Source organism: Mycobacterium sp. E136 (assembly GCF_001666865.1).
Lineage (GTDB): Bacteria > Actinomycetota > Actinomycetes > Mycobacteriales > Mycobacteriaceae > Mycobacterium.
Genome location: NZ_LZJE01000340.1, coordinates 1 through 26879, shown reverse-complemented (window position 1 = coordinate 26879; position 26879 = coordinate 1). Strand labels below are relative to the sequence as shown.

At 67.3% G+C, this 26879-nt stretch carries 31 protein-coding genes; 13 read left to right on the top strand and 18 right to left on the bottom strand.

Annotation, left to right across the window (positions count from 1 at the left end):
• Window positions 1–185: 185 nt before the first annotated feature.
• The 3 genes from A5698_RS22645 (at window position 186) to A5698_RS22635 (ending at window position 2294) form a co-directional block, all read left to right on the top strand.
• Window positions 186–491, top strand: coding sequence for a hypothetical protein (locus A5698_RS22645; RefSeq protein WP_068301404.1), 306 nt, complete (start codon window positions 186–188; stop codon window positions 489–491).
• 73 nt (window positions 492–564) lie between these two features.
• A complete protein-coding gene (locus A5698_RS22640) occupies window positions 565–1512 on the top strand; it encodes an ankyrin repeat domain-containing protein (protein WP_068301515.1) in 948 nt (315 codons plus the stop codon).
• Between the two features lie 11 nt (window positions 1513–1523).
• A complete protein-coding gene (locus tag A5698_RS22635) occupies window positions 1524–2294 on the top strand; it encodes an SGNH/GDSL hydrolase family protein (RefSeq protein ID WP_068301400.1) in 771 nt (256 codons plus the stop codon).
• Here the strand turns inward: A5698_RS22635 and A5698_RS22630 are convergent.
• From A5698_RS22630 to A5698_RS22610, 5 genes are all read right to left on the bottom strand, one after another.
• Window positions 2291–2656, bottom strand: coding sequence for a DUF732 domain-containing protein (locus A5698_RS22630; RefSeq protein ID WP_067084524.1), 366 nt, complete (start codon window positions 2654–2656; stop codon window positions 2291–2293). The genes A5698_RS22635 and A5698_RS22630 overlap by 4 nt on opposite strands.
• Before the next feature lie 25 nt (window positions 2657–2681).
• Window positions 2682–3263 carry a hypothetical protein gene (locus A5698_RS22625; RefSeq protein WP_197500586.1) on the bottom strand — a complete coding sequence of 194 codons (582 nt, stop codon included), beginning with the start codon at window positions 3261–3263 and terminating at the stop codon, window positions 2682–2684.
• Between the two features lie 121 nt (window positions 3264–3384).
• Entirely contained in the window at window positions 3385–3564 is a 180-nt protein-coding gene (locus tag A5698_RS22620) for a hypothetical protein (protein ID WP_068301397.1), read from the bottom strand.
• A complete protein-coding gene (locus A5698_RS22615) occupies window positions 3561–3998 on the bottom strand; it encodes a hypothetical protein (protein ID WP_068301394.1) in 438 nt (145 codons plus the stop codon). Before A5698_RS22615 ends, A5698_RS22620 begins: the two co-directional genes overlap by 4 nt.
• Window positions 3999–4044: 46 nt before the next feature.
• The gene (locus A5698_RS22610; RefSeq protein WP_068301391.1) at window positions 4045–4848 is read right to left on the bottom strand and encodes a nuclear transport factor 2 family protein; all 804 of its coding nucleotides are present in this window, start codon (window positions 4846–4848) and stop codon (window positions 4045–4047) included.
• 109 nt (window positions 4849–4957) lie between these two features.
• Between A5698_RS22610 and A5698_RS22605 the strand changes: the two genes are divergently transcribed.
• Window positions 4958–5377, top strand: coding sequence for an Rv0313 family protein (locus tag A5698_RS22605; RefSeq protein WP_068301388.1), 420 nt, complete (start codon window positions 4958–4960; stop codon window positions 5375–5377).
• Here the strand turns inward: A5698_RS22605 and A5698_RS22600 are convergent.
• Both A5698_RS22600 and A5698_RS22595 read right to left on the bottom strand, forming a co-directional pair.
• Complete coding sequence (locus A5698_RS22600) at window positions 5374–5847, bottom strand: SRPBCC family protein (protein ID WP_231967497.1); 474 nt, start codon at window positions 5845–5847, stop codon at window positions 5374–5376. The two genes, A5698_RS22605 and A5698_RS22600, sit on opposite strands and share 4 nt — an antisense overlap.
• A 4-nt stretch (window positions 5848–5851) precedes the next feature.
• Entirely contained in the window at window positions 5852–6853 is a 1002-nt protein-coding gene (locus A5698_RS22595) for an esterase family protein (RefSeq protein ID WP_068301385.1), read from the bottom strand.
• Window positions 6854–7108: 255 nt separating this feature from the next.
• Here A5698_RS22595 and A5698_RS22590 point away from each other — a divergent pair, with 255 nt between their 5' ends.
• Complete coding sequence (locus A5698_RS22590; protein WP_068301382.1) at window positions 7109–8566, top strand: aldehyde dehydrogenase; 1458 nt, start codon at window positions 7109–7111, stop codon at window positions 8564–8566.
• Here the strand turns inward: A5698_RS22590 and A5698_RS22585 are convergent.
• From A5698_RS22585 to A5698_RS22565, 5 genes are read right to left on the bottom strand one after another with little or no spacing between them, the layout of a single operon-like run.
• Window positions 8558–8980, bottom strand: coding sequence for a MaoC family dehydratase (locus A5698_RS22585; protein ID WP_068301379.1), 423 nt, complete (start codon window positions 8978–8980; stop codon window positions 8558–8560). The genes A5698_RS22590 and A5698_RS22585 overlap by 9 nt on opposite strands.
• Complete coding sequence (locus tag A5698_RS22580; RefSeq protein ID WP_068301510.1) at window positions 8977–9450, bottom strand: FAS1-like dehydratase domain-containing protein; 474 nt, start codon at window positions 9448–9450, stop codon at window positions 8977–8979. Before A5698_RS22580 ends, A5698_RS22585 begins: the two co-directional genes overlap by 4 nt.
• A gap of 53 nt (window positions 9451–9503) precedes the next feature.
• A complete protein-coding gene (locus A5698_RS22575) occupies window positions 9504–9917 on the bottom strand; it encodes a nuclear transport factor 2 family protein (RefSeq protein ID WP_068301376.1) in 414 nt (137 codons plus the stop codon).
• 10 nt (window positions 9918–9927) lie between these two features.
• Window positions 9928–11529 (bottom strand): AMP-binding protein, encoded by a 1602-nt coding sequence (locus A5698_RS22570; protein ID WP_068301374.1) that lies wholly within the window; start codon window positions 11527–11529, stop codon window positions 9928–9930.
• Window positions 11529–12644: an aromatic ring-hydroxylating oxygenase subunit alpha gene (locus A5698_RS22565; RefSeq protein WP_068301371.1), complete on the bottom strand. Its 1116-nt coding sequence runs from the start codon at window positions 12642–12644 to the stop codon at window positions 11529–11531. The genes A5698_RS22570 and A5698_RS22565 overlap by 1 nt, the downstream gene beginning before the upstream one ends.
• A gap of 104 nt (window positions 12645–12748) precedes the next feature.
• Here A5698_RS22565 and A5698_RS22560 point away from each other — a divergent pair, with 104 nt between their 5' ends.
• A complete protein-coding gene (locus A5698_RS22560) occupies window positions 12749–13990 on the top strand; it encodes a cytochrome P450 (RefSeq protein ID WP_156670858.1) in 1242 nt (413 codons plus the stop codon).
• A gap of 2 nt (window positions 13991–13992) precedes the next feature.
• Here A5698_RS22560 and A5698_RS22555 read toward each other — a convergent pair whose 3' ends face one another.
• The gene (locus A5698_RS22555) at window positions 13993–16302 is read right to left on the bottom strand and encodes a CaiB/BaiF CoA transferase family protein (RefSeq protein ID WP_502688978.1); all 2310 of its coding nucleotides are present in this window, start codon (window positions 16300–16302) and stop codon (window positions 13993–13995) included.
• A gap of 91 nt (window positions 16303–16393) precedes the next feature.
• On the opposite strand from A5698_RS22555, the gene A5698_RS22550 reads away from it, so the two are divergent.
• Entirely contained in the window at window positions 16394–17203 is an 810-nt protein-coding gene (locus tag A5698_RS22550) for a FadR/GntR family transcriptional regulator (RefSeq protein WP_068301361.1), read from the top strand.
• A 10-nt stretch (window positions 17204–17213) separates the two neighbouring features.
• Complete coding sequence (locus A5698_RS22545) at window positions 17214–17939, top strand: SDR family oxidoreductase (protein ID WP_068301358.1); 726 nt, start codon at window positions 17214–17216, stop codon at window positions 17937–17939.
• Here A5698_RS22545 and A5698_RS22540 read toward each other — a convergent pair.
• The 3 genes from A5698_RS22540 to A5698_RS22530 are packed head-to-tail and all read right to left on the bottom strand — an operon-like array spanning window position 17926 to window position 20461.
• Complete coding sequence (locus A5698_RS22540) at window positions 17926–19056, bottom strand: amidohydrolase family protein (protein WP_068301356.1); 1131 nt, start codon at window positions 19054–19056, stop codon at window positions 17926–17928. The two genes, A5698_RS22545 and A5698_RS22540, sit on opposite strands and share 14 nt — an antisense overlap.
• Entirely contained in the window at window positions 19053–20108 is a 1056-nt protein-coding gene (locus A5698_RS22535; protein WP_068301353.1) for an amidohydrolase family protein, read from the bottom strand. Before A5698_RS22535 ends, A5698_RS22540 begins: the two co-directional genes overlap by 4 nt.
• Window positions 20105–20461 carry a Rieske (2Fe-2S) protein gene (locus tag A5698_RS22530; protein WP_068301350.1) on the bottom strand — a complete coding sequence of 119 codons (357 nt, stop codon included), beginning with the start codon at window positions 20459–20461 and terminating at the stop codon, window positions 20105–20107. Before A5698_RS22530 ends, A5698_RS22535 begins: the two co-directional genes overlap by 4 nt.
• A gap of 85 nt (window positions 20462–20546) precedes the next feature.
• Here A5698_RS22530 and A5698_RS22525 point away from each other — a divergent pair, with 85 nt between their 5' ends.
• The gene (locus tag A5698_RS22525) at window positions 20547–21752 is read left to right on the top strand and encodes a cytochrome P450 (protein WP_068301347.1); all 1206 of its coding nucleotides are present in this window, start codon (window positions 20547–20549) and stop codon (window positions 21750–21752) included.
• The gene (locus tag A5698_RS22520; protein ID WP_068301344.1) at window positions 21749–22906 is read left to right on the top strand and encodes a Zn-dependent alcohol dehydrogenase; all 1158 of its coding nucleotides are present in this window, start codon (window positions 21749–21751) and stop codon (window positions 22904–22906) included. Before A5698_RS22525 ends, A5698_RS22520 begins: the two co-directional genes overlap by 4 nt.
• Window positions 22907–22930: 24 nt before the next feature.
• On the opposite strand, the gene A5698_RS22515 is transcribed toward A5698_RS22520, so the two are convergent.
• Both A5698_RS22515 and A5698_RS22510 read right to left on the bottom strand, forming a co-directional pair.
• A complete protein-coding gene (locus tag A5698_RS22515; protein WP_067084559.1) occupies window positions 22931–23170 on the bottom strand; it encodes a hypothetical protein in 240 nt (79 codons plus the stop codon).
• 107 nt (window positions 23171–23277) lie between these two features.
• Window positions 23278–24492, bottom strand: coding sequence for a cytochrome P450 (locus A5698_RS22510; protein WP_068301341.1), 1215 nt, complete (start codon window positions 24490–24492; stop codon window positions 23278–23280).
• A gap of 179 nt (window positions 24493–24671) precedes the next feature.
• Here A5698_RS22510 and A5698_RS22505 point away from each other — a divergent pair, with 179 nt between their 5' ends.
• The 3 genes from A5698_RS22505 to A5698_RS22495 all read left to right on the top strand — a co-directional run.
• Window positions 24672–25181 carry a TetR/AcrR family transcriptional regulator gene (locus tag A5698_RS22505; RefSeq protein WP_068301338.1) on the top strand — a complete coding sequence of 170 codons (510 nt, stop codon included), beginning with the start codon at window positions 24672–24674 and terminating at the stop codon, window positions 25179–25181.
• A 160-nt stretch (window positions 25182–25341) separates the two neighbouring features.
• Window positions 25342–25770, top strand: a complete 429-nt coding sequence (locus tag A5698_RS22500; RefSeq protein ID WP_067084563.1) for an MmpS family transport accessory protein — start codon at window positions 25342–25344, stop codon at window positions 25768–25770.
• Window positions 25767–26879: MMPL family transporter (locus A5698_RS22495; RefSeq protein ID WP_156670857.1), on the top strand; the 1113-nt coding region annotated here is incomplete at its 3' end. The genes A5698_RS22500 and A5698_RS22495, both read left to right, overlap by 4 nt.

The following is a 26879-nucleotide window of genomic DNA, read 5'->3' as shown; positions in this document are numbered from 1 at the left end:
CCGCTGCGAGCGAACATCGTTGTGCCGCTTGAAATCTGCCAAACAAGCGTAATTTCCTGCCAGGGAATTTTAAGCGTCCGGACAATCGTTGCGCCATATGAGCCGACGCGAATGCGACCGAAGCCGAAATGGTCTGCCGGGAACCGCATCAACCGGCTCGAAGACAGCAGAAAGAGGCACAGAATATGAGAACGACACCTATCGCCGCCGTCGCAGGCGGATTGGCCGCCGCGTTGATCGGGCTGGCCGCACCGGTTGCCGCCGCACCGACGGGACCGTCGAACGCGCAGGACACCATCAACCAACTGAGGTCCGAGGGTTACACCGTCATCGTCACCCAGGTCGGCACCGCCCCGCTCAGCGAGGCCCAGGTGGTCGCGGTCCGCAAGGGCCCCAGCCACACCAAGATCGACGCGGGCTCGCCGGTGATCGGCAGCAGCCACAACTACACCACCTATGAGGAACGCACGGTCTACGTGGACGCGAAGTAGCCGGTCCTGGGACAGGCGCGAGAGGGGCACCCGGTGCGGGTGCCCCTCTTCGCGTATGGGCACAATCCTCGCTGTGGCCGAACTCGCCCGGTATCAGGACGGGCCCGCGTGCGTCGTCATCTCGTCGGAGGGCAACGATCTGGTGTTCTCTACCGACCACCACGACGGCGGACGGTCGAACGTCACCGAATCGCGCATGCGGGTCGCGGACTTCGTCGCCCGCGGCGAAGGGCCGTGGCCCTGGTACGACCTCGGTGCGCGGCGCGACGGCGCACTGCAGGTGCTGGCCGCACTGGGCGTCGAACCACCCGCATGGACCGAGGCGTTGCGCCCGGACGTCCTGGACCTGTTCCGCCGGGCCCAGCGCGGCGACTCGGCGGTGATCGAACTACTCGCGATGGGCGCGGACCCCGATCCGGTGGACGCGTGCGGCGCGTCCCCGCTGTGGTACGCGGTGCGCTCGCCGGGGTCGGGTATCGCGGTGGCGCTGATCGACGCGGGCGCCGACGCGGGACGCCGTATCGACCTGTCGGCGCGCGGCGAGCGCTACACCACGATCCTGCACGAGATCGTGCGGGAGGGCCGCACCGTGGCGCTGAACCACGCGCTGGTCAACGGCGCCCCTCCGACGCTGACCGACTCCGACGGGGCGACACCGATGCACGTCGTCGGTGGCGACGGCGACAACGTCAACCCGGAGATCGTGCGCGCTCTCGCGCGAGCCGGCGCGGCGGTCGACGCCGCGATGCCCGACGGCTCCCAACCCGTCGACCGGGCCGCGCGCCTCTTGCTGCCACGCACCGTCGCGGCGCTCGTCGAGCTCGGCGCCGACCCCGCGCGCGGCCTGAACACCCTGCTGGCGTGGTGGGCCACGGCGGCGAGGTTCGACGCATACCGGGCCGGAGTCGTCGCCGAGGTCGCCGAGGTGTTGTGCGCCGGGGGCGCACGGGTGACCGAACGACACCGCGAACTCGCGGCGAGCGCCCGCGCCGAACAGGTGATCGCGGCCCTGCGTCATTAGAGTTCACAAGCGTGGTTCGCTACACCCGCTACGTCGCGATCGGCGACAGCCAGACCGAGGGGCTCTGGGACGTCGACGATTCCGGTGAACTCGTCGGATTCACCGACCGCCTCGCCGCGATGCTCGACACCCACCACCCTGGCCTGGCGTACGCGAACCTCGCGGTGCGGGGACGGCGGATCCGCGACGTGCTCGACGAGCAGTTGCCGCAGGCGTTGGACATGCGGCCGGACCTCGTCACCGTGTGCATCGGGATGAACGACGTCACCCGCCCCGGGCGGCACTTTCCGCAGGCGCTCGCGGAGTTGGAGGTTCTGTACGACAGGCTCGCCGACTCGGGCGCCACCGTCGTGACGACCACCTTTCCGGACCTGGCCCGGATCCTGCCGATCGGGCGGGTGATCGCCGGGCGGGTCGAGCGGATCAACGCCGCGATCCGGGCGGCCACCGACCGGCACGGATTCCGGTTGGTCGACCTCTTCGCGGCGCCGTCGATGACCGACGTGGACACCTGGAGCGACGACCGCGTGCACGGTTCGCCCAAGGGTCATGCTCTGTTCGCGGCGGCCGCGGCCGAGGCGCTGGGATTGCCCGGCAGCAACCGCGACTGGACGCTGCCGTCGGATTCTGCGCGCCGCCCGCCGCTGCGGTCGCAGGCCTACGCCCAGTTGCTGTGGACGCAGAACATGCTGCTGCCGTGGTTCTGGCGGCATCTACGGGGCCGCTCGACCGGAGACGGCCTCGGACCGAAACGCCCGCGGTTGCAGAGTGTGGCGGCCTAGATACCGAGGAACGGCAGCGGGATCGGTGACCGTCCGTCGGCGATCGAGGAGACCATCGAGGGGCAGAACATCGAGATCGCGATGCCGGTGAACATGGTCGCCGGTCCCAGCGACATACCGCCCATGTCGGCGACCTTGGCAGCGACGTCGGCGGCGTTCTGGCCCGGGTCGGCCAACATCGGGCACACCTGCTGACCGACGGCGGCCGCGCTGCTCGGATCGCTCATGACGACGCCCGCCTCGGTCACCGCGTTGAGGAACGCGTCGTCGACGGGGTCTGCCTGAGCGGGCGCGGCGACGACGGCCGCCGCGGCGAGGAGTCCGGTGGTCAGCGCGAGCGCCGACACGGGTTTGCTAAGCACCCGGGAATCCTACGCTGCGGGCTCCTCAGACGCCCGTCCAGGCGGTGTCGATGGTGGACCCGACGTCGATCACCTTGGCCTTCTGGGAGGCCGGGCTGTCGATCTCCCCAGCGACGTGCGCGGCGATGAAGCGCCGGATCTCGGCGTCGATGCCGCCGAGGATGCGGACCAACTCGCCGCGCAGCGATTTCGACGTCACATGGATGGAGATGTCGGAGGCCCGCGGCTTCTCGACGTCGAGAATCAGCAGCAGCGGTTCGGCGGCCCGTGCAGTGGCGCGCAGGGCGATCTCGCCGAACACCATGAACTTCGGCTTGTCGATGCGCAGATCGACCATCATGTCGATCTCCAGCGGGATGCGGATGGCAAAGGTGATCATCGGCCCGACGTGGCGGGTCAGGCGCGGCTTCTGGATCCGGACCCTGGCGGTGACCTTCGCGATCTTGCCCGGGCCCTGAGCGATGGGCCCCATCTCGAACTCGTCACCCGCGATGTCGGCGATGGCATCACCGACGCGGTCCTCGGTCACGGCGACCTCGAAGAATCTGCGACCGAATTCCTCGTAGGTGATCTCGGTGATCTCGTCGTCGGCAGGCATGGTGCTCATACCGTCTCACGTGCCCACTGCGCGCCGCACGCGACGCGACTGCCGCGACCGAATCGAGACACCCCGTGCAAGCCTCTCGCGATGTTTCCGCGACCGTTCCGCGATCCCGTGTGCCCGCCGATCAGCGACCGTCGTCGCTGCGCGCCTCGGCCCCGCTCTCCTCCGCGTCGATCGCGTCGTCGGAGAACGTCTGGCCCACATAGCTGCCGTCGTCGTCGCCGTCCTTGCCGGCCCGGGAGGCCGCGACGTGGTCGTCGTCGGTGACGCCCTCTTCGCTGTCGTCGTCTTCACGCGGAGTCATGCGGCCGGGTTACCCGCGGCGGGTGTGGTCAAACGGGTGCTCGACGGTCGACGGCCCGGGACCAGCTTGAGCGCCAGCAGCCCGAGCAGCGCCACGATCAGGGCGGGCACCCCGTACAGCAACACCCCCATGGCCAGCGTCGACGCCGAACCGCTCATCGCGGCGGCCACCACGAAGACCGAGAAGGCCCAGCTGACGACCATGGCGATGCCCATGACCACGACCGCGACGGCTACGCTGCGGGCCAGCCCGTAGTGCCGGTAGCCGGTGACGACCAGCACCGCGACGGTCGGTATCCCCAGGATCGCCGCGGCCGTCCATGTCCCGTCGAGTGTCGCGAGGTGGCCCATGGTGGGCAGGATCAGGCAGGACGCCAGGACCGCGGCCACCACCACACCCACGATTGCGATCTCGCGTGAATCAGTGTGTCGCATAGTTGCCGGGTTGCCCCGGCTCGTCGGGGCGAAACGTTTCGGTGGTTCAGCCCCGGGCCGCGGCGTAATAGCGGATTCGCCTGATCGCGAACGGCTTCGCCGCCACATCGGCGATGAGCACATCGCGCGCGCCTGCGGCTTCGACGCCGCAGACCAGGCTGTGGCCGGCGGCGATCAGTTTGCGCGAACGGGCGCCGGTCAGCCGGGACAGCAGTTCGGTGCTGGCCATTGGGGCATGGTCACCTGCGGTGATCCGCGTGCCGCCACTCAACCAGCGACGCACCCCGACCTCGTCACCGGTGTGGGCGGCGGCGAGGAACTCGTCGAAGCGTCGCTTGCCGGCCGGGCCGACCCCGCGGAAGCCGCCGAGGAAGCCGAGCGCACCGACCACCCCCTGGTTCATCAGCAGCCCCCGAGACAGTTGGAGCCCGGCGGGCACCGCGCGGACTCCACCCTTGAGAAACTGCCCGACCATGGTCGGAAGCTCCCAATAAGCCGACAGCTCAGCGATTTTCAGCTCTCCCGCATCGTCCTCGAGGTGGTAGCGCAGATAGGTCGGAATCCGCAGGGTCAGCCCCGCCGCCATCTGGACTTCGAGCTCCAGGTCACGGATCACGGTGGCGCCCACGACGATGTCGACGTCACGGTGGAACGCGATGTCGCGCGGGCCGACGAACGTGTCGTAGAAGCGCGCGAGCGCGGTGGTGCCGCGGTGTGGTTGCGAACCGACCGGGTCTTCGACGACGCCGTCGAAGGTGAAGGCGCCCACCCAGGCGTCGCGGTCGTGGACCGCGACGGCGGCCGGGGACCGCTCGACCGCGGCCAACGCGTCCGCCGGTGAGATGGCCATACAGGTTGCCTACCACCTCGCGATCGCTTCAGTCGACTACTTCCCCACCGGCGGGCACACTGGGATTTATCGCCCCGCAGAGGTGCGCAGGGCGCCGAGGAGGAACACCATGAGCAGCAACGGCCCGTTCGGGTTCGACCCGGAGGAATTCGATCGCGTCGTGCGCGAGGCCGGTGAGGGGTTGCGCGATGCGCTCGACGGCCTCGGCAGGTTCTTCAGCACCTCGGGTGAACGCGCCGGGTGGGCCAACCTGGTCGACGAGTTCACCCGCTCTTCGCGGCCGCGGCGCGAACCGGAGACCACGGGCGAGACCGGTGACGGGGTGTGGGCGATCTACACGGTGGACGCCGACGGCGGTGCCCACATCGAGCAGGTCTATCCGACGGAACTGGACGCGCTGCGCGCGAACAAGAACAACACCGACCCGTCCCGCAAGGTGCGGTTCCTGCCGTACGGCATCGCGGTCAGCGTGCTCGACGCCAACCACACGGATTCGGCTCCGGACTCCCCTGCGTCCGACGAGGGTTAGCTCTCGAACCGGCGTCGGATACCCGCGAGCATCTCGCGATGCGCGCTCGTCGCCTCGCGGACGGTGAACGTCGCCAACGGGCGAGGGGCGTCGATCGTGATGTGTTCGGTCACTCGAGTGCCTGTGTCGATCGGAACGAACTCGACTCTCGTGCGCAGGCGCACGCCGGGGAATTGTCGCGCCTCCGCCGTCACGTCACCGGCAGCGGGAACGCTCAACCGCGCCCGGTACGCCGTGCGCATCGTGAATGGCCCCATCCGGACTCGATCGACGATCCGGTAATCCTCTTGATAGCCATGTCCATTCGGCATGCGGCCGGTTGACCGCACCGACACGACGAGCGGGTGTATCGCGGAGAGGTTGTCGAAGTCGACGTAGAAGGCGCGGACGTCGGCGGCCGGTGCGGGTATGTCCTCGTGCAGGGTCCGGTGCGTGGAGGACGTCAGCCAGGTGCGCCGATCACGCTGCACCGCTTCATCGTTGGTTGGCAGGCTGGGCCTCCAGAACGCGCTGGACATCGGGTTTCATCTGTAGTAGTTGCTGGCCCGCGTAACCCCAGCTGTGGATGCCTTCGGGGAAGTTGAAGACGCCGTTGTTTCCACCGGCGGCGATGTAGGCGTCGACGAAGGCCCGGTTGGAATCGATCGCGAAACCCTCGAGGAAGCCCAGCCCGGCGATGGGTGCGTCGGGGCTGGCGAGCGCGGGGTCGGTGAGTGTGCCGTTGCCACAGTAGATCCAGACGCGGGTGCCGTTGGCCGCGAGCCGGCCCGCCTGCACGGTGGGGTCGTTGCGGGCCCACGCGGGATCGCCGGTCGGTCCCCACATCGCGGTGGGGTCGAAGCCGCCGTTCCACATCTGGGCCACCCTGACCTGGCCCGGTCCGTTCGGTGCCGACAGGTTCAAAAAGCCCGACAACGATCCGGCGTAGCTGAACAGCTGCGGGTGGTAGGCAGCCAGTATCAGCGCCGCCGACCCGCCCATTGAGAAGCCCACCACCGCGTTTCGCGTCGGCCGTACCCCCTTGTTGGCGGCCAGCCACGCCGGCAGCTCCTGGCTCAGGAAGGTCTCCCACTTGTATGTGTAGGTCCCACCGTTGCCGACCGCCGGTGCATACCAGTCGGAGTAGAAGCTCGACTTGCCGCCGACGGGCATCACCACGGAGATGCCCGAGCCGTTGTACCAGTCGAAGGCCTGGGTGTTGATGTCCCACCCGTTGAGGTCGTCGCCGGCCTCCATGCTGTCGAGCAGATAGAGCGCGGGTGAATCGGTACCGGCGGAGAGGAATTCGACGCGCACGGTGCGGTTCATCGCCGACGACGGCACCTCCAGTTGTTCGATCGGCAGATTTGGGCTCGAAAAGGCTTGTGCGACAGGGCTTGGACCTCCGGCGACCAGCGCGGGTAGCAGCGCGGCGGCCGCGGTGGCGGCACTCCATCGGATCACCCGTCGCAACGACGACCACTTGACACGCGACATCGGCGACCTCCCTCGTCCCTGACCGGACGATACGCCCCGAAACCGGCTCACCAGCGGTTTTCGCAACAATGCACCCAGCGGAGGTCAACGGGCGGCGGTTCTGCGGACCGTGTCGAGGCTGCGGGCGTTCGATCACGCGCCCATTTCCGATGTCTTCTTTGTTATGTTTGCACTAATAGCGACCTTAGCGGGCACGCGGTGTCGCCATGACGTGGCTCGCGGGCCGATGCCGTTCGTCGACGAGGAGGCACCGTCATGAGATCGCTGACGTACGAACGGCTTTTCATCGGTGGCCACTGGGAGTCGCCGGCGACCGAAGAACGTATCGCGGTCATCTCGCCGCATAGCGAAGAGCAGATCGGCGAAACCCCCGGGGCCGCACCCGAGGACGTCGACCGCGCCGTTGCCGCCGCGCGAAAGGCATTCGACGAGGGACCTTGGCCGCGGATGAGCGTCGAAGAGCGCATGGACAAGGTCGACAAGCTCGCGGCGGTCTACGCCGCCGAGACCGACGAGATGGCCGACCTCATCACCGCCGAGATGGGCTCGCCGCGCAGCTTCAGCAGGTTGGGGCAGGCGACCGGTGCGCTCGCCCAGATGCATTTGATCTCGGCCACCGCGCGCGACTTTCCTTGGATCGAGCGGCGGCCCGGCCTGTTCGGTGACGTCCAGATCCGGCGTGCCCCGGTCGGTGTCGTCGGCGCGATCGTGCCGTGGAACGTCCCCCAGTTCCTGATCATGCCCAAGATGATTCCCGCGCTCATCGCGGGCTGCGCCGTCGTGGTCAAGCCGGCGCCCGAGACGCCCATCGACGCGATGTGGCTGGCGGAGATGATCGAAGAGGTCGATCTGCCCGACGGCGTCGTTTCCATCCTGCCCGGCGGCCGCGACACCGGTGAGCGGCTGGTACGCCACCCGGGTGTGGACAAGATCTCCTTCACCGGCTCGTCGGCCACCGGACGGCACATCGCCGCCGTGTGCGGGGAGCAGCTCAAACGCGTCAGCCTCGAGTTGGGCGGTAAGTCGGCGGCGATCATCCTCGACGACGCCGACATCGAGCGCACCGTCGGGCATTTGAAGACCGCCAGCCTGATGAACAACGGACAGGCGTGCGTCGCGCAGACGCGGATCCTGGTGAGCGACCGCCGCCACGACGAGGTGGTGGACGCTCTGGCCGCGATGATGTCGCGCCTTCAGGTCGGCGATCCGGCCGACGACGCCACCGACATCGGCCCGCTGGTGGCGCAGCGCCAGCAACAGCGGGTGCAGGGCTACATCGAGGCCGGACTGGCCGACGGGGCGCGAAAGGTGCTGGGCGGCACGGGCAAACCGTTCGACCGAGGATGGTATGTCCAGCCGACGCTGTTCACCGACGCGACCAACGAGATGCGCATCGCCCGAGAGGAGATCTTCGGGCCCGTGCTGACCGTGCTCAAATACTCCGACGAACGCGACGCGATCCGCATCGCCAACGACAGCGAGTACGGATTGGCGGGCTCGGTCTGGACGGCCGACGTGGCGCACGGTCTGGAGGTGGCCGCCGAAATCCGCACCGGCACCTACGGAATCAACATGTACACCCTCGACACGACGATGCCGTTCGGCGGGTTCAAGCAGTCCGGAATCGGTCGCGAGTTCGGCGCCGAGGGACTCTCCGAGTACGTCGAGTTGCAGACGACCGTCAGCGCGGACAAGCTGCCGGACCTAACCTGACAGGTCGAGCGTGACCTCGGCGGGGCAGCACAGCTCGCCGCGCTGATTCGACACCGTGACCGTCAGATCCACCAGGCGGCCGTCGCGCTTGGCCACGACACGGCCGCGGCCCACCATCGAATCGCCGGCGTAGATCGGTCCGAGCAGGGTGATCTTGCGTCGCACCACGCGTGCGCACGGGCCGGCCCAGTCAGTGGCGACGCGGTCGACGAATCCGGCCACGTGCATGGTGTTGACGAAGATCGTCGGATGCCCGTGGTCGCGGGCGTAGCGCGGATCGTAGTGTGCCGGAAAGTAATCCCACGTGGCGCCGGCGTTCATCACGACGCGCTCGTAGTCGATGTCGTCCACCACCTCGGGCAGGTCCGTCGGCACCGCGACCTGCTCCCAACGCAGGCGCGGGCCCGCCCTCACCCTTGCTCCCCGGGAGTGAACCGGAACAGGGTGTTGCGGTTGACCGCGACCAGGGTTCCGTCGTCGCGGCGGAACTCGTCGCACGTCTCGACGAAGTGTCCGACCCCGAGGCGGGTGCGCTTCTGCGGGGAGACCGACACGACCTCCTCGACGGCGTTCAATCGGTCACCTTCGACGATGGCGCAGGGGAATTCGGCCTCATTGGCGGCGTTGATGAACGTCGTTCCGGGCAGCGGCACGCGCAACGCGATCGCGGCGACGGGCGGTTGACCGTTCGGCTGCCACGGCGGCGGGATCAGCCAACCCATCAGCAGTCCCGGAGGCGCGAGCAGCCCGCCCCACTGGCGTCGGGCGAAGTCCTCGTCCCAGTAGGACGGGTTCGCGTCGCGGACCATGGCGGCGAAGTGTCGGATGCGGGAGGCGCTCACCGCGGTGCCGGCGTATCTCGGCTCCGTGCGCGTGCCCACCATTTGCAGCGCGTCGTCGTATGTGCCGTACGCGAGCTCGAAGCGGACGGGTCCGGTCACCCCGGTAACGCGTTCTCACGAGAAACCGCATCCCAGGCCAGCCGGCGGGATGCGAAGTACCAACCCCCGCGCTCGTAGACGAGACGGTCCGTGTAGTTGCCCGTGGCCTCGAGTTGATTGTCGCGCAACAGGAGCGCGACGCAGTGCTGCGTCGCTTCGACGCCGTCGACGGCGATGTCGTGATCGACGGTGACCAATCGGCGCCCGTCGCCGCCGTGAAAGGCGTCGGCGAGATTGCTGAACGAGGTCTCGCCCTCGGTGTACGTCGCTCCGGAATGCCGGAACGTGGCCAGCCAACCGGCCAGGTCACCACTCGTGAACAGCCGGTTGTGCCTGGCGTCGAGGTTGAGGATCGCTGCCCGCCCGGCCAGCCCGTCGAGCACGTACTGCTCTTGGTAGCTCAAAGGCATCGTGACTCCTTCACCGACTCAGCAGGTAGCCGTGGGTTTCTCGATCCCACGCCGCAGGGCTCAGGCCCCGCGTGCGCAGGAGGTCTTTGCGAATCCGCCCGATGACGGTCTTCGGGATCTCGTCGAGCACCTCGAGATAGCGCGGCACACAGAAGTACGGCATGCGTGCGGCGCAGAAGTCGAGCAGCTCGCAGAAGTCGATCGTCGCACCGGGCCGCAGCGTCACCACGACGAGGATGTCGTCCTCACCCAACTCGCTGGGCACCGCGACCGCGGCGGCCTCGGCGACCGCCGGGTGTTGCGCGACGGTCTGCTCGACCTCCACCGAGGACACGTTCTCTCCGCGCCTGCGCAGCGAATCCTTGGCGCGGTCGACGAAGGTCAGGTTCTGGTCGCCGTCGAGGAAACCCAGGTCTCCGGTCCGGAACCACTCGGGGTGGGGGTCGATCGGCAGCCCCCGGTGCCCGGGCGCGGACGACACATACCCCTCGCTCATAACATGCGCAGTCCGCGGCCGGCACGCGATCTCACCTGTCACACCAGCGGCCACGGGACGACCGTCCCCGTCGACGATGCGCACCTCGAAGGCCGGGTTGACTTGACCTGACGTACCCGGCAGGCCGTCGTCCGAAACCGCCTTGTAGGCAATGGGGAACGCCTCGGTCAGTCCGTACATCGTCACCACGCGGCAGCGGTACCGCTCCTCGATCGCGCGGTACAGCTCGGCCGGGATGGGTGCGGCGGAGACGAACCGGATGCCGAGCTGCGCGTCGCGGGGTGTCGGAGGCAGGTTCCACAGCATCGACACCATCGCGCCGGCGCCGGCGAACCCCGCTGCGCCGCAGGCACGTAACTCGTTCCACACGTCCGCGGGGTGGAATGCGCTCGCCAGCACGCTGGTGCCGCCGACGAGCATCGGCGCCAGCACCGTTGGCGCGGCACTGAGGTGGAACAACGGCATCGCCGTCCAGATCACGTCGCCTTCGCCGTACTCCCACGCCGACGCGACGGTGGCCGCCGCGACGAACAGGTAGTGCCACGTGGTCGCCACCGCCTTCGACGGACCGGTGGTGCCGGAGGTGAAGAACAGCGCGCCGACCTCGCCGACGTCGGTGTTCACCGACGTGACAGTGCGGGGAAGCGCCGCGCTCAGTTCCGCGGCCACCGAATCATCGAGCAGGAGGGTCGCCGTCGGAGCGTCGAGCCGCTCGGTGACCTCGGCCAGCCGCTCGCGCCTCGCCTCGTCGGTCACCACGAGCTTGGCGCGCGACACGTTGAGCGCGCCGGCCAGGAAATCGCCCTTGTTCGCCGCGTTGACCGCCGCGCTCACCGCGCCGATGCGGGCTGCGCCGAGCCAGAAATACACCCATTGGGCGCACGTGCCCGCGAACAACGCCACCGTGTCGCCGCGGCCGATGCCGCGGTCGGCGAGAATCGCCGCGGCGGCGCAGGACCGGTCGCGCATCTGGGCGAAGGTGACCGGCGTGCCGTCGATCGACAGCATCGTGCGGTCACCGAACTGTTCGGCACGTCGATCGAGAACCGACGCGACCGTGAAGCGCTCGACGCCGAATGTGGCCGGCTCGACGCGCCACGGTCGATCCTGCGGCATCAAGCGTCCGCGGCGGAGGGATCGGGCTCGCCGGCGGCGGTGTAGCCGAAGTCGGTCGGCGTCGGTTCGGCGCCGGGGTAGAAGCGGTGTGCCCAGCGGCGCAGCGCGGCGTAGTCGCGGGCCTCCTCCGGCGCGAGGTTCGGCTTCTCTAGGTACTTCATGTTCTCCCAGGTGAAGAAGTCCTGCTTGATGACCTCCTGCTGCAACTGCAAGAACTTCGCGGCCCGGCCGGTCGGCTTGTCACCGCGGTCGCCGGGTTCACGGATCGACGCCTGGGTGTAGAAGTAGTCGGTGTAGTCCTCGTCGACCGGCGTCTGACCAGTCACCTGAACGGTGGCGACCAACTCCGAGGGGAAGCGCACGACGCCGAGGCCCAGCGAGTAGTTGTCGTAGATGATCTTCGCGTCGACGGGCCCGTTGGGGGTGAGCCACGTCTTCGCCCGTCCCCCACCGAAATTCGCGTTCACAGTCGCGTGCAGGTGATAACCCGACACTTCGAACGACGCGGTGTTGGCGGGATTGGCGGCCTTATGCACATACTGCACGTGATACGGGTCGGCCGCGTTCTCGATGATCATCTGCGCGTGTACCTTGACCCGGTTGACCATCCGGGTGTGCGGGTGCAGCGGGTAGTACTCGTCGGTCTCGAGTTCGGGTAACACCGGCGGCTGCCAGTACGGGGCGCGCCCATGGCGTTCGTGCCAGACCAGGATGAAGCCGTACCACTCGGTGCTGGGATACCGCTTGATGCGCACGTTCTGTTTGCAGCCGATCTTGCTGTACGGGATCAGCGCGTTGGTGCCCTCGCCGGTCCAGTGCCAGCCGTGCCAAGGGCAGACGATGTGCTCACCCTCGACGGTGCCCCCGACCCCCATGTTGGCTCCCAGGTGCTGACAGTAGGCGTCGAGCACGTTGACCCGTCCCGATGCGGTCCGGAAGATCACCAGCTCCTCGCCGAAGTAGTGGGCGCGTTTGACCTGACCGGCGCCCAGTTCGGAGGAGAACCCGACGATGAACCACCCGGTCGGGAAGCGGTACTTCGACAGGCTGATACCGCTGGGCCCGAACTCGCGCTCCGACGGGTCGAGGCCAGGATCGTCGACCGTGTCCGTCATCGCAACTCCGTTCGCGCACGCACCAGCCGAGGTCAGCGGCGCTGTCCGTTGCCTATTTTTACTATTTTAGGCATTCTGGGTCAAGAATGGCGAAAGGATGCCACATGCCGACGACGACTCCGGTCGACCTCTCGGATCCGACGTTGTGGCAGAACGGCTTTCCCGACGAACTGTTCGCGCAGCTGCGCCGGGAGCGTCCGATCTTCCGGCACGGGCTCACCGACCGGGTCGCGGCGACGCTCAAACACGACTTCTGGGTGACCACCAAGGTGCACCATGCGCACCGGATCCACCGCGACACCGAATCGTTCACCGCCGCCGAGGGCCCGCTGATCCAAGGCGTAGGCGCGGTGGGCTCGTTTCCGACGATCATCAACATGGACCCGCCCGATCTGCTCAAGCGGCGCCGGGTGATGTCGCACGCGTTCACGCCGAAGGCGATCGCGAAGCTGGAGCATGACATTCGCCGGCGCGCCGCGGTGATGATCGACCACCTCCTCGAGTCCGGCGGGGGCGACTGGATCGAAGACGTCGCCGACGCCTTGCCCATGTCGGTGATCGGGGACATCGTCGGGATACCCGAACAGGACAGGCCGGAGATCTTCGACACCTTCGACCTCATCCTGCAAGCGAATTCGGCGGGATCAGGCCGGGAAGCCGAACACCGACACCTCGAACTGTTCGGCAAGATCTTCACGTACGCAGCAGAGTTGACCGCCGAGAAACGACTGCATCCCGCCGACGACATCTGGAGCACGCTGGCAACCGCGGTCGTCACCGACGAGAACGGTGAGCAACTGTCGATTCCGGCCGCCGAACTCGACATCTTCTTCTTCGTCATCGCCTTCGCGGGCAGCGATACAACGAAGAACGCTCTGGCGTACGGGATTCAGGCGTTCATCGACAATCCAGCGCAGATCGAGCGTTACCGCACCGATCCGTCCGTGCGTCAGACGGCGGTCGAGGAGGTGCTGCGATGGTCGACGCCGGTGGCGTTCTGGTGCCGGGTCACCAAGACCGACGTCGAGATCGACGGCGTCACGATCCCGAGCGGCGAGCGCGTGGTGTCGATGTTGCGATCGGCCAACCGCGACGAGGACGTGTTCAGCGATCCCTTCACGTTCGACATCGGGCGGGCCGACAATCCGCACGTGGCGTTCGGCGGCGGAGGTCCACACCACTGCCTCGGGGCGATGCTGGCGCGTGCGGAGATCCGCGCCGTGCTCGACGAGCTGTTGTGCCGCGCCGAGGACATCGAGCTCGGGCCGGTCGCCGTCACCTACCCGAACCTGACCAACAACATGACGATCTTTCACGCGATGCCGATCTCGTTGCGCAGCCGCTGACCTCACAGCCCCTTCGGTCGAGAACCGATGACGCCTTCGGTCTCGAGCCCGTGCAGATCGCTTTCATTGAGCCCGCACAACGTGGTGAGGATCTCCGGATTGTGTTCACCCAGCGTCGGGGGTGGCATCCTGAGCCATCGCCGGCTGCCCGGCAGTCGCGCGAACGGCGGACACGGGTAGAGATTCTCCCCGGTGCTGCGATGCTCGAGGCCTTCGAAGAACCCGCGGTGTCGTAGTTGCGGGTTGTCGGTGACCAGCGAGGGCGAGACCACCACCGCGGCGGGCACACCGGCTCGCGTCAGCTCGTCGGCGGCGGCCTGAGCGTCGCGGGTGGTGAGCCAGGCCTCGATGGAGCCACCGCCGGTGACATCGGACAGTGCCGTACGCTCGGCTTCGGTGTGCGCGGCGACCGCAACCCAATCGTCCTCCCCCGCACAGCGATAGACGTCCTGCACAACGTCCCCGCGCCCCCGGTTCCCCCGGCGCACCATCATCCGCCCGAACACTTCGTATTCGATGGTCTGAACGGCGGTCACGTTCAGCACCGCCTCGATCATCGGGACCTCGACGAGTTGTCCTCGACCCGTGCGGTCGGTGCACTCGAGCGCCGCGAGCGTGGCGAACGCGGCGTGCGCGCCGGCGAGTGGATCGCATGCCCCGCGCGGGGCGATCGGCGGGCCGTCGGGTAACCCGGTCACCCAGGCCAGTCCGGCGATCTGCTCCATGGTCGGAGCGAAACCGACGCGGTCGCGCCAGGGGCCGGTCAATCCGAAGGCCGGCATCCGGACCACGACCAGGCGCGGGTTGAGGTCGAGCAAGGCCTCCGCGCCGAGGCCGAACTGCTCCATCACCCGCGGGGAGAAGTTCTCCACCACGACATCGGCCTGGCCGATCAGCTTGCGCACCAGCCGACGTCCCTCGTCCGACTGCAGGTCGAGGGTCACCGACCGCTTGTTGGTGTTCATCGCGTGGAACACCCAGCCGTACTCCCACCAGTCGTCGACGTCTTTACGCATTCCGCCCGAATACCGGATGCCGTCGGGGCGCTGGATCGACTCGACCTTGACGACGTTGGCGCCGAACGCGGCCAGCGAGTGCGTCGCGGCCGGACCGGCCCAAAACGCGGTGAAGTCGACGACCCGTACACCGGTGAGCGGCATGTCCGCGGTGGGATCGGGGTTCGCCGTGAATGACCGTGCCGCCCAGATCGACTCGCCGTCGGCCTCGCCAACGGCGGGTGCGGTGCGCACGGGGGCGGGACGCGCCTGCGACATCAACCACGGAGGCCGCGGCTGACGGAATCCGGCCGGATTGTCGACGTAGACTCCGCGGTCGCGGAGATGGTCCATCGACGGGATCGTCGCGCCGTTGCCCAGTGGCGCCAACGGCAGCCGAAACAGTTGTCCGAGTTCGACGATCTCGTCGACCGTCCGTTCCCTCATCCACGGGTCGATGCGTTCGCGGATCCAGTCGCGGTAGTCCCACCGGCCGATCTGGAACTGCAACTGCGGAATCTCGGTCAACTCCGGGCAGTCGACCATCGCGGCGAAGTCAAGCCACTGCTGCCCCGTCACCATGCTGATACCGACGTAGCCGTCCTTGGCCGGTTCGATCGATGGCACCTCCACCGATCGCCGCACCGGCGGAACTTGTAGCAGCGCCGAATGCAGCCACTCCCCGCTCTGCATCAGCGTGATCGCCTCGAGCATCGACATGTCGAGGTGGCCGCCCGCACCGCCGTTGAGCACGCGCCGCCGCAGGGCCAGTGCGCCGTAGGCGGCCCACACCCCGCCCATGTACTCCCCCAACTCCCCGCCGATGGAAATGGGCGGGCCCGCGGGATCGCCGCGGAAACCGGTGAGCCCGGAGGCGGCCTGCAGCGTGAATTCCGTCGCGGGCCGCTGCGACCACGGCCCGGTCCACCCGAAGTTCGAAATCGAGACGACGATGCACCCGGGCGCGCTCGCCAGCAGGCCGGGAATGTCGACGCCGTACCGGCGTGCGGTGGGTTCGTCGGCCGTCACCACTACGATGTCGGCAGCCCGCAGCAGGTCATCTGAAAGGCTTGTGACGCTACGCTTTCCGGCGTTGAGGTAGCTGAACAAGGGCGCGTAAGCACGCTCGTCGAGTTCGCCCCCAGTGGCCGTGGACCCGCGCAGGGCGTCACCGTCGGGGGGTTCCACCTTGACCACTTGGGCGCCCGCGTCGGTCAGCAGCTTGCCGCAGTAGGCTCCGGCGATACGGTCGCTGACCTCGACGACTCGCACATCGTGCAGTGGGGTGGGTATCGAACCACTCGCACCGTCGCCCACGCGCACCTCCCGCTTTCGCTGCCATCTTAGTAATTATTGGCAGAAACGAGGCCACTGGTGGCGGGGCTATCACTGTTAATATTGCTAAGACATGACAACATTGGGAATCGGCCCCGAGGCACGTCGCCGGCTGGGGGCGCGCCGCACGGCCGAGATCGTGGCCGACGAACTGCGCCGCCAGATCATCGAGGGTGAACTCAACGACGGTGACCTGCTGCCCCGCCAGGAAGTGCTCGTCGAGCAGTTCAGCGTCAGCCTGGTGTCGTTACGAGAAGCGTTGCGAATCCTCGAGACTGAGGGGCTGGTCTCGGTGCGGCGGGGTAACCGCGGCGGCGCCGTCGTCCATGCGCCCGCGAAGGCCAACGCCGCCTACATGCTCGGTCTGTTGCTGCAGAGCGACTATGTCCCGCTGGCCGACCTGGGAACCGCGCTGCAGGAACTCGATCCGATGTGCGCGGCGCTGGCGGCGCGCCGACCGGACCGCGCGAAGACGCTCGTTCCCACGCTGCGCGAGTTCAACGCCGCGATGGAGGAACACATCGACGACGGCGCGCGGTTCACCGAGATCGGCGGGCAGTTCCACGACGAGATCGTCCGCGGCTGCGGCAACCACACGATGGTCGCGGTGGTGGGCAGCCTGGAAACGCTGTGGACCGGCCACCTGAACTGGTGGGCCAACGAGACCGCCGCCAAAGGTGAGTACCCGTCGACCAAGCGGCGCCGAATCGCGCTGAGCGTGCACACGAAGATCACCGACGCCATCGAGGCCGGGGACACCGAACGCGCTCGCAAGCTGGCCGCCCGCCACGTCGCCGACACCCAGACCTATTTGCTGGCCGGCGAGCCCGAACAGCGGATCGTCGCCCTGTCGCCACAGGCGCTGGCGCAGCGCAAGCGTTGAGAGGCGCGATGTGCGAACGGCTTTGATCACCGGCGGCAGCGGCGGCATCGGCAAGGCGTGCGGCCGCAGGCTCGCCGGGCTCGGCTACGACGTGGTGTTGACGGCACGCCGGGAGGCGCCGCTGCGGGCCGCCGCCGAAGAGATGGGTGCGCGCTACGTCGTCGCCGACGCGAGCGTCCCCTCGGGCTTCGAACCCGCCGTCGAGGCCGCGGGCAGCATCGACCTGCTCGTGCACGCCTCGGGCATCCTCGGTGGAACCTACGCCCGCAAGCAGACTTTCGAGCAGTGGCGCGCGACCATGTCGGCGAATCTGGACTCGTGCTTCGTGGTGACATCGGCGGCCCTGCCGCGGATGCGGGCCGGTTCCCGATTCGTGTTCATCTCCTCGTCGGCTGCTCACGAGCCGATGCGGGCCCGCACCGCCTATTCGGCGGCGAAAGCGGGGATGAACGCGTTCGCCGGCGCCCTGGCGCAGGAGGTAGACCGCGACGGGATCAACGTGCACGTCGTCACACCCGGGCCGGTCGAGACCGAGATGCTGCAAGACGTTCCGTTCGAGATGTACGCGATCCGCTCCGCCGATGTCGCCGACGCGGTGGCGTGGCTCGACACCGTCGATCCCTCCGTCGACCTGCCCGAGATCCGGTTGCAGGCGGTCACCAGGGGCCCGTCCGCCCGTCCACCGATCGTGCCTCTCGAAGCCCAGCGTCGCGCGAAATCGCCTAGAGCGCTTTGACCGTCGACGGCAGGCCGTACAGAGCGGTGGCGTTGCCCCGCATGATCCGCTCACGCTGGGCCGCGGGGAACCGGCGGATCGCCCACTGCGGCGAGTCGTAACTCCAGTGTGGGTAGTCGGTCGAGAACATCAGGTTGTCGCCGAGGTCCATCATCTCGAGGTACTCGCGGTACACGCCGACATGCACCTCCTCCACCGGCTGCGTGGTGAAGCGCACGTGCTCGCGCACGTAGTCCGAGGGTCGGCGCTTCACGTGCGGCAGGTCGGACTTGCGTTGTTCCCACATGCGGTCCATTCGCCACATCACCGGCATCGCCCACGTGAAGCCGCCTTCGACGAAAACCACGCGAAGGTCCGGGTGGCGGTCGAACGCTCCGTCGAAGACCAGGCTCATCAGATGCGCTACGTAGAGCAACGGCCATGACGCGAAGAAGTCGTGCCAGTGTGCGGGGTTGCCGACCGGATAGATCGGGATCAGCTCGAAGGGCGTCTGCCCCATCAGATGCGTGGCGACCGGCAGCCCGTGGCGCACAGCCGCCTCATAGAGTGGATCGAAATGCGGGCTGCCGAACGGAATTCCGCGGGTCTGGGGCGTCATCAGCACCTCGGCCATGTACGGATGCCCGGCCCAGCGTTCCACTTCGGTAGCGGCCGCCTTCGGGTCCTGCGCGGTGACGCTGATGGCCCCACGCCAACGGCCGTGCCAGTTGGCCTGTCCCAGCCATACGTCAGCCAGCCAGTCGTTGTAGGCCGCCTTCAGGACGTGTTCGGCCTGCGGCAGCTGCGCATCGCACATCGGTTCCAGCACAGCGATGCTCACGCCAGCATCCACCAACAGCTGCTTGGCGGCGAACTCGGGGTCACTGCCGGGCACCCCTCCGCCGGGTGGTTTGGCGTCGACGCGTAGCGAGTTGGTCTTGTACGAGTCGGGTGTGTCGTAGAAGTGCGGCACCGGTGACACGGCGTTGCCCCTCGGCCAGACTGTGTCCCTCCAGTCCGCGGGGGCATAGCTCTTGAGCTCGTCGGCCGAGACGGGCATCGGGTGCACGTCGGTGTCGACGATCGTGACCGCGATGTCCGCGGCGGAGTCCTGTCGCGACGACTCGACGGTTGTCACGGCGTGCTCACCTCCATGGGAACATCCAGCGTGTACAGCTCGCCGGCGTTGCGCCACAACACCTTCTCGCGCTGTCGCTCGTTCAGCCCGCGCACCGCGTCCGCAGGCGTCGTCGTCGACCAGTGCGGATAGCCCGACCCATACATCACCAGATCCGCCTTGTCGGTGAAGTCCATCCACCGCTCGGCGTGGCCCGCGTCGGTCGGGCCGTCGAGTGCCGACGTGCAGAACCGCACATGGTCGCGCAGATACTCGCTGGGATAGCGGTCCACCCACGGCGTCTGGTCGCGCATCGACATCCAGAACGTGTCGAGCCGCCACATCAGCGGCGTGAGGATGTCGTAACCACCATCGGCGAACACGAACCTCAGCCCGGCATGCCTGCCGAACGTGCCCTCGATGATCAGCGTGGCCAGATGCACGAAACCGTTGAGCGGCATGAATGATGCGTAACCGGGATAGGTGTGGGCGTGCCCCGCGAACGTCGGCGCGTGGTCGACGCCGTTGCCGCCGTTGACGTGTACCGCGACCGGAAGACCGTGCGCTGCGGCGGCCTCCCAGATCGGCTCGAACATCGGCTTGCCGTACGGCTCGCGCGACTGCAGCGGCACACCGATCTGAACCATCTTGGGATGGTTCGCCAACCGTTCGATCTCGGCCACCGCGCCCCTGACGTCCTCGGGGTTGACCCGGATGGTGCCGCGGAACCGGCCGGTGCTGTCGGGTTCGAGCCAGCGGTCGAGCAGCCAGTCGTTGACCGCCGCGCAGATACGGCTGTTGAGCAGGTAGTCGGCGATGTTGCCTCTGGTCAACGGATTGAGGACGGCGTAGTCCGCCCCGCCCTCGTCGAACAGGTGACGCGCCACGACGTCGGGGTCGGACCCCGGGTAACCGTCGCCGTACAGGTCCGCCCGATAGTCACCTCCCGGCGCCTGGTACCACTGCTGCTCGACGTCGGGTATGGCGCGGAGCCTGTGCGGGTCGGCCAGGTAGCGCCGGATCTCGGCGTTGTACCGGAAGTGGGGCTGTACGGATGCGTCGATGACGGTCATGCGGTCAGGTACACCTGTCCATCGGCGATCTCGACCTCGTAGGTGCGCACCCGCTTGCTGGGATCGGCGAGGTTGACGCCGGTCGGGATGTCGAATTCCCATTGATGCCAAGGGCATCGGACGATGCGACCGGTGCGCACATGGCGAACCCGGTCCGGGAGTTCGGGTGCGTACTCGGTGGTGCCCCGGACGTAGCCCGCGCACAGCGGCGCGCCCTCGTGGGCGCAGTAGTTGGCGATCGCGTACACCGAACCGTCGATGTTGTACACGCCCACACCGAACTTGCCTGCCTGCACCAACTTCATGCTGCCCGGCGGCAGGTCATCGATGGCACACACCGGTCGGCGCCGCATCACGTCCCCTCGGTTCCCTTGACCCAGATTACCTAAAATAGTAAAGATAGGCGGGTAGAGCGCCAACCCCGCTCCGGGAGGCAAGGTGACGATCAGCACCGGTCCGAAGAACCAGACGGCCCCTGACGTCTCGAGCGATCCGTACGGCTTCTTCGCCCACATGCGCAGCACCGACCCTGTGTGGCGCGGCACAATCATGGACACCTCGCAGATGCCGCCGGAGTTGCTTCCGCCGGAGGAATGGACGCTGTTCGACTACGAGAGCGTCTTCGCCGCTTTCCGGGACTGCGACGTCTACGGCTCGCAGGTCTACCACCGCACGATCGAGATGGTGTTCGGGCCGACGATCCTCGGCATGCACGGCAAGCAGCACCACGACCACCGCGGCCTGATCTCCAACGCGTTCCGCCAGAGCGCATTGGCGCAGTGGGAACCAGAGGTGATCGTGCCGATCTGCGATCGGCTGGTCGACGAGTTCCTCGACGACGGTGAGGTCGATCTGGTCAAGGCCATGACGTTCGAGTTCCCCACCCGCGTCACGGCGGCGCTGCTGGGGCTCCCGCAGGAGGATCTCGACCTGTTCCGCCGCTTGTCGTTCGAGCTGATATCCATCACCGACGACATCGAGGCGGGCCTGACCGCATCAGTGGAACTCGGCGAGTACTTCCAGGCCCAGATCGACCAGCGGCGCCGCCGGATGACCGACGACATCATCGGCGATCTGGTCGGCGCCGAGATCGACGGTGAGAAGCTCACCGACGAGGCGATCATCTCGTTTCTGCGACTGTTGCTTCCCGCCGGGCTGGAGACCACGTACCGGTCGTCGGGCAACCTGCTGTACCTGCTGTTGACCCATCCCGAGCAGCTCGCCGCGGTCGAGCGCGACCGCGAACTCATACCCGCCGCGATCGAGGAGGGACTGCGGTTCGAAACACCGTTGGTGACGGTCCCGCGGTGCACGACCCGCGACGTCGAGGTGCACGGCATCGGAATCCCGGAGGGCGCGCAGGTGAACCTCTGCATCGGCTCGGCTAACCGCGACGAAAAGCGGTGGGAGAACGCCGATGTCTTCGATATTCATCGGCCGCGGCGTGCGCACACTTCGTTCGCGGGCGGGCTTCACAGTTGCCTGGGCATGCATCTGGCCCGCGTGGAGACCCGGGTGATGTTGACCAGTTTGTTCGACCGTGCAACCGATTTCGAGCTGCAGATCGACGGCGACACCCGGCTCGCCGGTCTGCCGTTCCGCTCCCCCATCCATCTGCCGGTCACCTTCCGTCCGACGCGATGAGGAGTCGCGCGGCAATCCTGCACGACGTCGGCGGTCCCTGGTCGGTCGAGGAGTTCGAGCTCGATCCGCCGCGCGCCGGCGAGGTGCTCGTCGAGATGGCCGCTGCCGGGCTGTGCCATTCCGACGATCACATCCTCAAGGGCGACATGTCCATCTCCAACGACGTCGCCCACGAGTACGGTCTGACGCCGATGTTCCCCACGATCGGTGGGCATGAGGGTTCCGGCACCGTCGTCGAGATCGGCGACGAGGTGGACGAATTCGCGGTCGGTGATCACGTCGTGCTGTCGTTCGTGGCGGTGTGCGGACGGTGCCGGTGGTGTGCCTCGGGCGTGGAGTACCTGTGCGACGAGGGGGCCGGGACAATGGTGCCCGGGATGCCGACCGACGGCACGTTCCGCCACCACACGCTCGACGGTCGTCCGCTCGGTCATCTGTCGAAGGTAGGCGCCTTCGCCCGGCACACCGTGGTGTCGGCGCATTCGCTGGTCAAGATCGACCCACACCTGCCGCTGGTCCCCAGCGCGCTGCTTTCGTGCGCCGTCCCGACCGGCTACGGGTCGGCGGCGAACCGCGCCAACGTGCGCGGTGGGGACACCGTCGTGGTGGTCGGGGCGGGCGGTATCGGGACCGCGGCGATCCAGGGCGCGCGGATCAACGGCGCGGCGCAGATCGTGGCCGTCGACCCGGTCGAGTTCAAACAGAAGGCGGCGCTGCGATTCGGTGCCACACACAGCGTTTCGACGCTCGTCGAAGCGCTGGACCTCGTTCGGGACCTCACCGCCGGCGTGATGGCGGACAGCGTGGTTGCGGCGCCGTCGCTGATCGCGGGTGAGGACGTCAACGCCTACCTGAAGCTGACACGCAAGGGCGGCACCTGCGTGCTGACCGGGATGACGGCTCAGACAACGCGATCGGTGAAGATCGCGTTGCAGGACTTCATCCTCTGGAACAAGAACCTCGTCGGCACCGTGTTCGGGTCGTGCAACCCGCGTGCCGACATCGACCGGTTGGCAAGCCTCTACACGTCCGGACGGCTCCAGCTCGACGAGATGATCACCCGCCGATACCGTCTCGACGACATCAACGCCGCCTACGAGGACCTGCTGAACGGCGAGATCATCCGGGGCGTCATCGATTACGCGCTCGACTGACGGCCGCCTCCACCGAGCGCGTGGCTAGTACTGACCGAGCGGTCGGCACACGTTGGTGATCGGATTCCAGTACTCGCCCGGCGCGCACGCCAACGGCGTGGTCGCCACTGGCCCCCGGCACACGTTGTCGACCGGATCCCACCATTGTCCGTTCGGACAGTTGATGGGTTGGGCGGCGCCGGATGCCGCAGCGGCGATCGAGAACGCGGCTAGCGGGGCGGCGGTCGCGGCGACGATCATGGCACGCGAAATGATCTTGCTCATGCGTCGAGCTTGCCCCGAATGGAGCCGTCGCAAACAGGTTTTTCTTCGCTTGACGGGTTGATCCCCGTACCGGGTACGTGCGATCGACCCGTCAACGCATCGGCAGGCTAGGACACCACGACGTCGAGGCGCTCCCAGCCGCGGACCGTCGACGTCGGAGCCAGCCGCGCGGTCTCGGCGTCGATGTCCCACTCCGGCCAGCGGTTCAGCAGCTCGTCGAGCGCGACGCGTCCCTCCAGCCGGGCGAGGTTGGCACCCAAGCAGTAGTGCACGCCTTTGCCGAAGGTGATGTGGCTGATGTTGTCCCGGCGGATGTCGAACTCGTCGGGATTGTCATAGCGCCGCGGATCGCGGTTGGCCGCACCGAACATCAGCAACATCGCGCTTCCGGCGGGCACGGTGCGACCGTGGGCCTCGAAATCGCGTGTGACCAAACGCGCCACGTTGTGACCGGTGGGCTCGTACCGCAGCGTCTCGTCGACGACGCGCTGCAACAGCGACCGGTCTTCGACGACCTCGCGGCGCTGATCCGGGTGCGCGGCGAGCACCTTGGCCAGCCAGCCGATGAGCCGGCCCGTCGTCTCGTTACCGGCGCCGGCGACGACCTGCGTGTAGTGCAGGATCTCCTTGCGCGTCAGCTTGCGGGTCACCCCGTTCTCGTCCTCGAACTCGACGTTGAGAAGGGCGGTCATCAGGTCGTCGGAGGGGTTTTTCGCCCGCCAGTCAACGTATTCGGCGTAGATGCTGCCGTCGGCGATTTTGTCCGCGCGCACGACCTTCATCGGTGAGCCGGGCTTGGTGCGCAGGCTCGCGTCGTTGGCGTCGCGCACCGACACCTGCTCGGATTCCGGTATGCCCAGCAGCATTCCGATGACGCGCATCGGCATCATCGACGCGAGCTCGGCGATGATGTCGAAGCGGTCGGCGCCCACCAGTGGATCGAGGCAGTTCACGCAGTACTGACGGATCTGGTCCTCGAGCGCGGCCATCCGGCGGGGCGTGAACACCCGCGACATGAGGCCGCGCAACATCGTGTGAACCGGCGGGTCCTCCATCATCATCACGCCCTTGGGCATGTCGAACTCCGACTGGATGAGCTCGAGGATGTCGCCGCGGCTGTTGGAGAAGGTCTGCCAGTCGAGCAGGGCCCGCTCGACGTCCTCGTGGCGTGACAGCGCCCAGAAGTCGTAGGCCTCGTTGTAGTAGAGCGGCGCTTCTTCCCGCAGCCGGGCGTACGTGGGATAGGGGTCCGCGACGATGTCCACCCGGTACGGGTCGTAGTAGACGGCGCTGCCGTGCGCCTTCTGATCAACTGCGGCCATCGGATCTCCCCTGCTTCAGGAGGCTGCGGGCTGCGCCATCGTCGCAGCTCCCCTTGCTTGTTGGGCGATCGCCCAACATCTAAGCTGGCGCCATGTCTAGCAGCCCCGTCGGCGACCGGTCAAGGGGTGGACGCGAGTCGGCCGCGCGCTCGGCCCTTATCGAGGCGACCGCGCAGGTCATGCTGGAAGAGGGCTACGCGGCGGCGACGTCGCGGCGGGTCGCGGCGCGGGCCGGCGTGAAGCCCGCCCTCGTGCACTACTACTTCCCGAGCATGGACGACCTGTTCCTGGCCGTGCTGCGCGAAGGCGCCGAGGCCAACCTCGCTCGCCAGAGCGAAGCGGCGGAGGCCGACGAACCCCTGCACGCGCTGTGGCGACTCAACAGCACGCACGGTGCCCGGCTGTTCATGGAGTTCATGGCGTTGGCGAACCACCGCAAAGCCATTCGCAGTGAGATCGCGGCCTACGCCGAGAGGTTCGGCGGCGTCGAGGAAGGCGTGGTGGCCGAGGCGATGAAGGCCCACGGCGCGGACGTGGAGGCGTTCCCGCCCGTCGTGATGTCTATGATCGTGACGAGCTTGGCCCGCATCGTCCTGCTCGAACGGGGACTCGGCATAACCCGAGGTCATGCCGAGGCGGAGGCGTTCATCGGGCGCTATCTGGACCGCTTCGAAATTAAGCCATCGTGACCTGGATCACACCGTGTCGACGCGGGTGACCAGCAGCACTCTGACTTGAGTTAACCTAGGGCTCAATGAGAACTTATATGGGCTAAGTTACGCACGGATACATGCACAGCGACGAATACGACTTGAGGGCGGATATGGGTTGCATCGGGCGGGGACGGTAATGCTCCGACGCGCAAGGAAGATCTGGCTGCCCATCGTGATCATCGTCGTGGTGACGATCGCGGGCTTCACGGTCAGCCGCATCCGCACCTTCTTCGGGGCCGAGGGCATCATCGTCACTCCCCGAGTTTTCGCGGAGGACCCCGAGCCCTTCGATCCCAAGGTCGTCAAGTACGAGATCTTCGGCACCGGCACGTATGCGGACATCAACTATCTCGACCTCGACGCGAGGCCCCAACGGATCGACGGCGCATCGCTGCCGTGGACGCTGACGCTGCAGACCACAGCGCCGTCGGCCGCGCCCAACATCGTGGCGCAAGGCGACGGCCAGAGCATCACCTGCCGGATCACGGTCGATGACGAGATCAAGGACGAAAGAACCTCCACCGGCGTGAATGCCCAAACCTTCTGCTTCGTGAAATCCGCATGACCTCACCGACGAACGAGGCTCCAACGGACGCCTTCCCTCCCGTTCGGCACGCCAAGCGGCCCTTCATCCCCCGCGCGATCCGCGCTTTCGCGGTGCCGATCATCCTGGGCTGGATTGCGATCATCGGGATCGTCAATGTGGCTGTGCCGCAACTGGAAACCGTCGGACAGATGCGCGCGGTCTCGATGAGCCCGGACTTCGCGCCGTCGATGATCGCGATGAAGCGCGTCGGGCACGTCTTCGAGGAGTACGACTCCGACAGCTCGGCGATGATCGTCATCGAGGGCGAAGAACCCCTCGGTGAGGACACCCGCGCCTTCTACGGCGAGATGGTCTCCAAGCTGGAGGCCGACAAGAAGCACGTCCAAAGCGTCCAGGACTTCTGGAGCGATCCGCTGACGGCCTCCGGAGCGCAGAGCAGCGACGGTAAAGCCGCCTACGTGCAGGTCTACCTGTCCGGTAACCAAGGCGAGGCGCTGGCTAACGAGTCGGTCGAAGCGGTTCAGAAACTGGTCGCCGGCATGCAGCCACCGCCCGGCGTCAAGGTCTTCGTGACCGGCCCGGCGGCCCTGGCGGCCGATCAGCACATCGCCGGTGACCGCAGCATGCGGATGATCGAGGCGCTCACGTTCACCGTGATCATCACGATGCTGCTGCTGGTGTACCGCTCGATCATCACGGTGTTGCTGACGCTGGTGATGGTCGTCTTGCAGCTGTCCGCCGCCCGCGGGGTCGTCGCATTCCTCGGCTATCACGAGATCATCGGCCTCTCCACGTTCGCGACGAACCTCTTGGTGACGTTGGCGATCGCCGCGGGAACCGACTACGCGATCTTCTTGACCGGCCGCTATCAGGAGGCGCGCGGACTCGGCGAAGACCGGGAAACCGCGTACTACACGATGTTCCACGGCACGGCGCACGTCGTGCTGGGCTCGGGCCTGACGATCGCCGGCGCGCTGTTCTGCCTGAGCTTCACCCGGCTGCCCTATTTCCAGACCATGGGTGTGCCGCTGGCCATCGGCATGGTCACATCGGTCTTCGCCGCCCTGACGCTGGGACCGGCGATCATCAGCTTCGCGAGCCGGTTCGGCAAGATCCTCGAACCCAAG

Excerpts from the sequence above, each read along its gene's own strand:
- A5698_RS22645 (WP_068301404.1), top strand. The coding sequence starts at position 186 with ATGAGAACGACACCTATCGCCGCCGTCGCAGGCGGATTGGCCGCCGCG.
- A5698_RS22625 (WP_197500586.1), bottom strand. The coding sequence starts at position 3,263 with ATGAGCACCATGCCTGCCGACGACGAGATCACCGAGATCACCTACGAG.
- A5698_RS22620 (WP_068301397.1), bottom strand. The coding sequence starts at position 3,564 with ATGACTCCGCGTGAAGACGACGACAGCGAAGAGGGCGTCACCGACGAC.
- A5698_RS22615 (WP_068301394.1), bottom strand. The coding sequence starts at position 3,998 with ATGCGACACACTGATTCACGCGAGATCGCAATCGTGGGTGTGGTGGTG.
- A5698_RS22610 (WP_068301391.1), bottom strand. The coding sequence starts at position 4,848 with ATGGCCATCTCACCGGCGGACGCGTTGGCCGCGGTCGAGCGGTCCCCG.
- A5698_RS22605 (WP_068301388.1), top strand. The coding sequence starts at position 4,958 with ATGAGCAGCAACGGCCCGTTCGGGTTCGACCCGGAGGAATTCGATCGC.
- A5698_RS22595 (WP_068301385.1), bottom strand. The coding sequence starts at position 6,853 with ATGTCGCGTGTCAAGTGGTCGTCGTTGCGACGGGTGATCCGATGGAGT.
- A5698_RS22590 (WP_068301382.1), top strand. The coding sequence starts at position 7,109 with ATGAGATCGCTGACGTACGAACGGCTTTTCATCGGTGGCCACTGGGAG.
- A5698_RS22580 (WP_068301510.1), bottom strand. The coding sequence starts at position 9,450 with ATGGTGGGCACGCGCACGGAGCCGAGATACGCCGGCACCGCGGTGAGC.
- A5698_RS22575 (WP_068301376.1), bottom strand. The coding sequence starts at position 9,917 with ATGCCTTTGAGCTACCAAGAGCAGTACGTGCTCGACGGGCTGGCCGGG.
- A5698_RS22570 (WP_068301374.1), bottom strand. The coding sequence starts at position 11,529 with ATGCCGCAGGATCGACCGTGGCGCGTCGAGCCGGCCACATTCGGCGTC.
- A5698_RS22565 (WP_068301371.1), bottom strand. The coding sequence starts at position 12,644 with ATGACGGACACGGTCGACGATCCTGGCCTCGACCCGTCGGAGCGCGAG.
- A5698_RS22560 (WP_156670858.1), top strand. The coding sequence starts at position 12,749 with ATGCCGACGACGACTCCGGTCGACCTCTCGGATCCGACGTTGTGGCAG.
- A5698_RS22550 (WP_068301361.1), top strand. The coding sequence starts at position 16,394 with ATGACAACATTGGGAATCGGCCCCGAGGCACGTCGCCGGCTGGGGGCG.
- A5698_RS22535 (WP_068301353.1), bottom strand. The coding sequence starts at position 20,108 with ATGACCGTCATCGACGCATCCGTACAGCCCCACTTCCGGTACAACGCC.
- A5698_RS22530 (WP_068301350.1), bottom strand. The coding sequence starts at position 20,461 with ATGCGGCGCCGACCGGTGTGTGCCATCGATGACCTGCCGCCGGGCAGC.
- A5698_RS22520 (WP_068301344.1), top strand. The coding sequence starts at position 21,749 with ATGAGGAGTCGCGCGGCAATCCTGCACGACGTCGGCGGTCCCTGGTCG.
- A5698_RS22515 (WP_067084559.1), bottom strand. The coding sequence starts at position 23,170 with ATGAGCAAGATCATTTCGCGTGCCATGATCGTCGCCGCGACCGCCGCC.
- A5698_RS22510 (WP_068301341.1), bottom strand. The coding sequence starts at position 24,492 with ATGGCCGCAGTTGATCAGAAGGCGCACGGCAGCGCCGTCTACTACGAC.
- A5698_RS22505 (WP_068301338.1), top strand. The coding sequence starts at position 24,672 with ATGCTGGAAGAGGGCTACGCGGCGGCGACGTCGCGGCGGGTCGCGGCG.
- A5698_RS22500 (WP_067084563.1), top strand. The coding sequence starts at position 25,342 with ATGCTCCGACGCGCAAGGAAGATCTGGCTGCCCATCGTGATCATCGTC.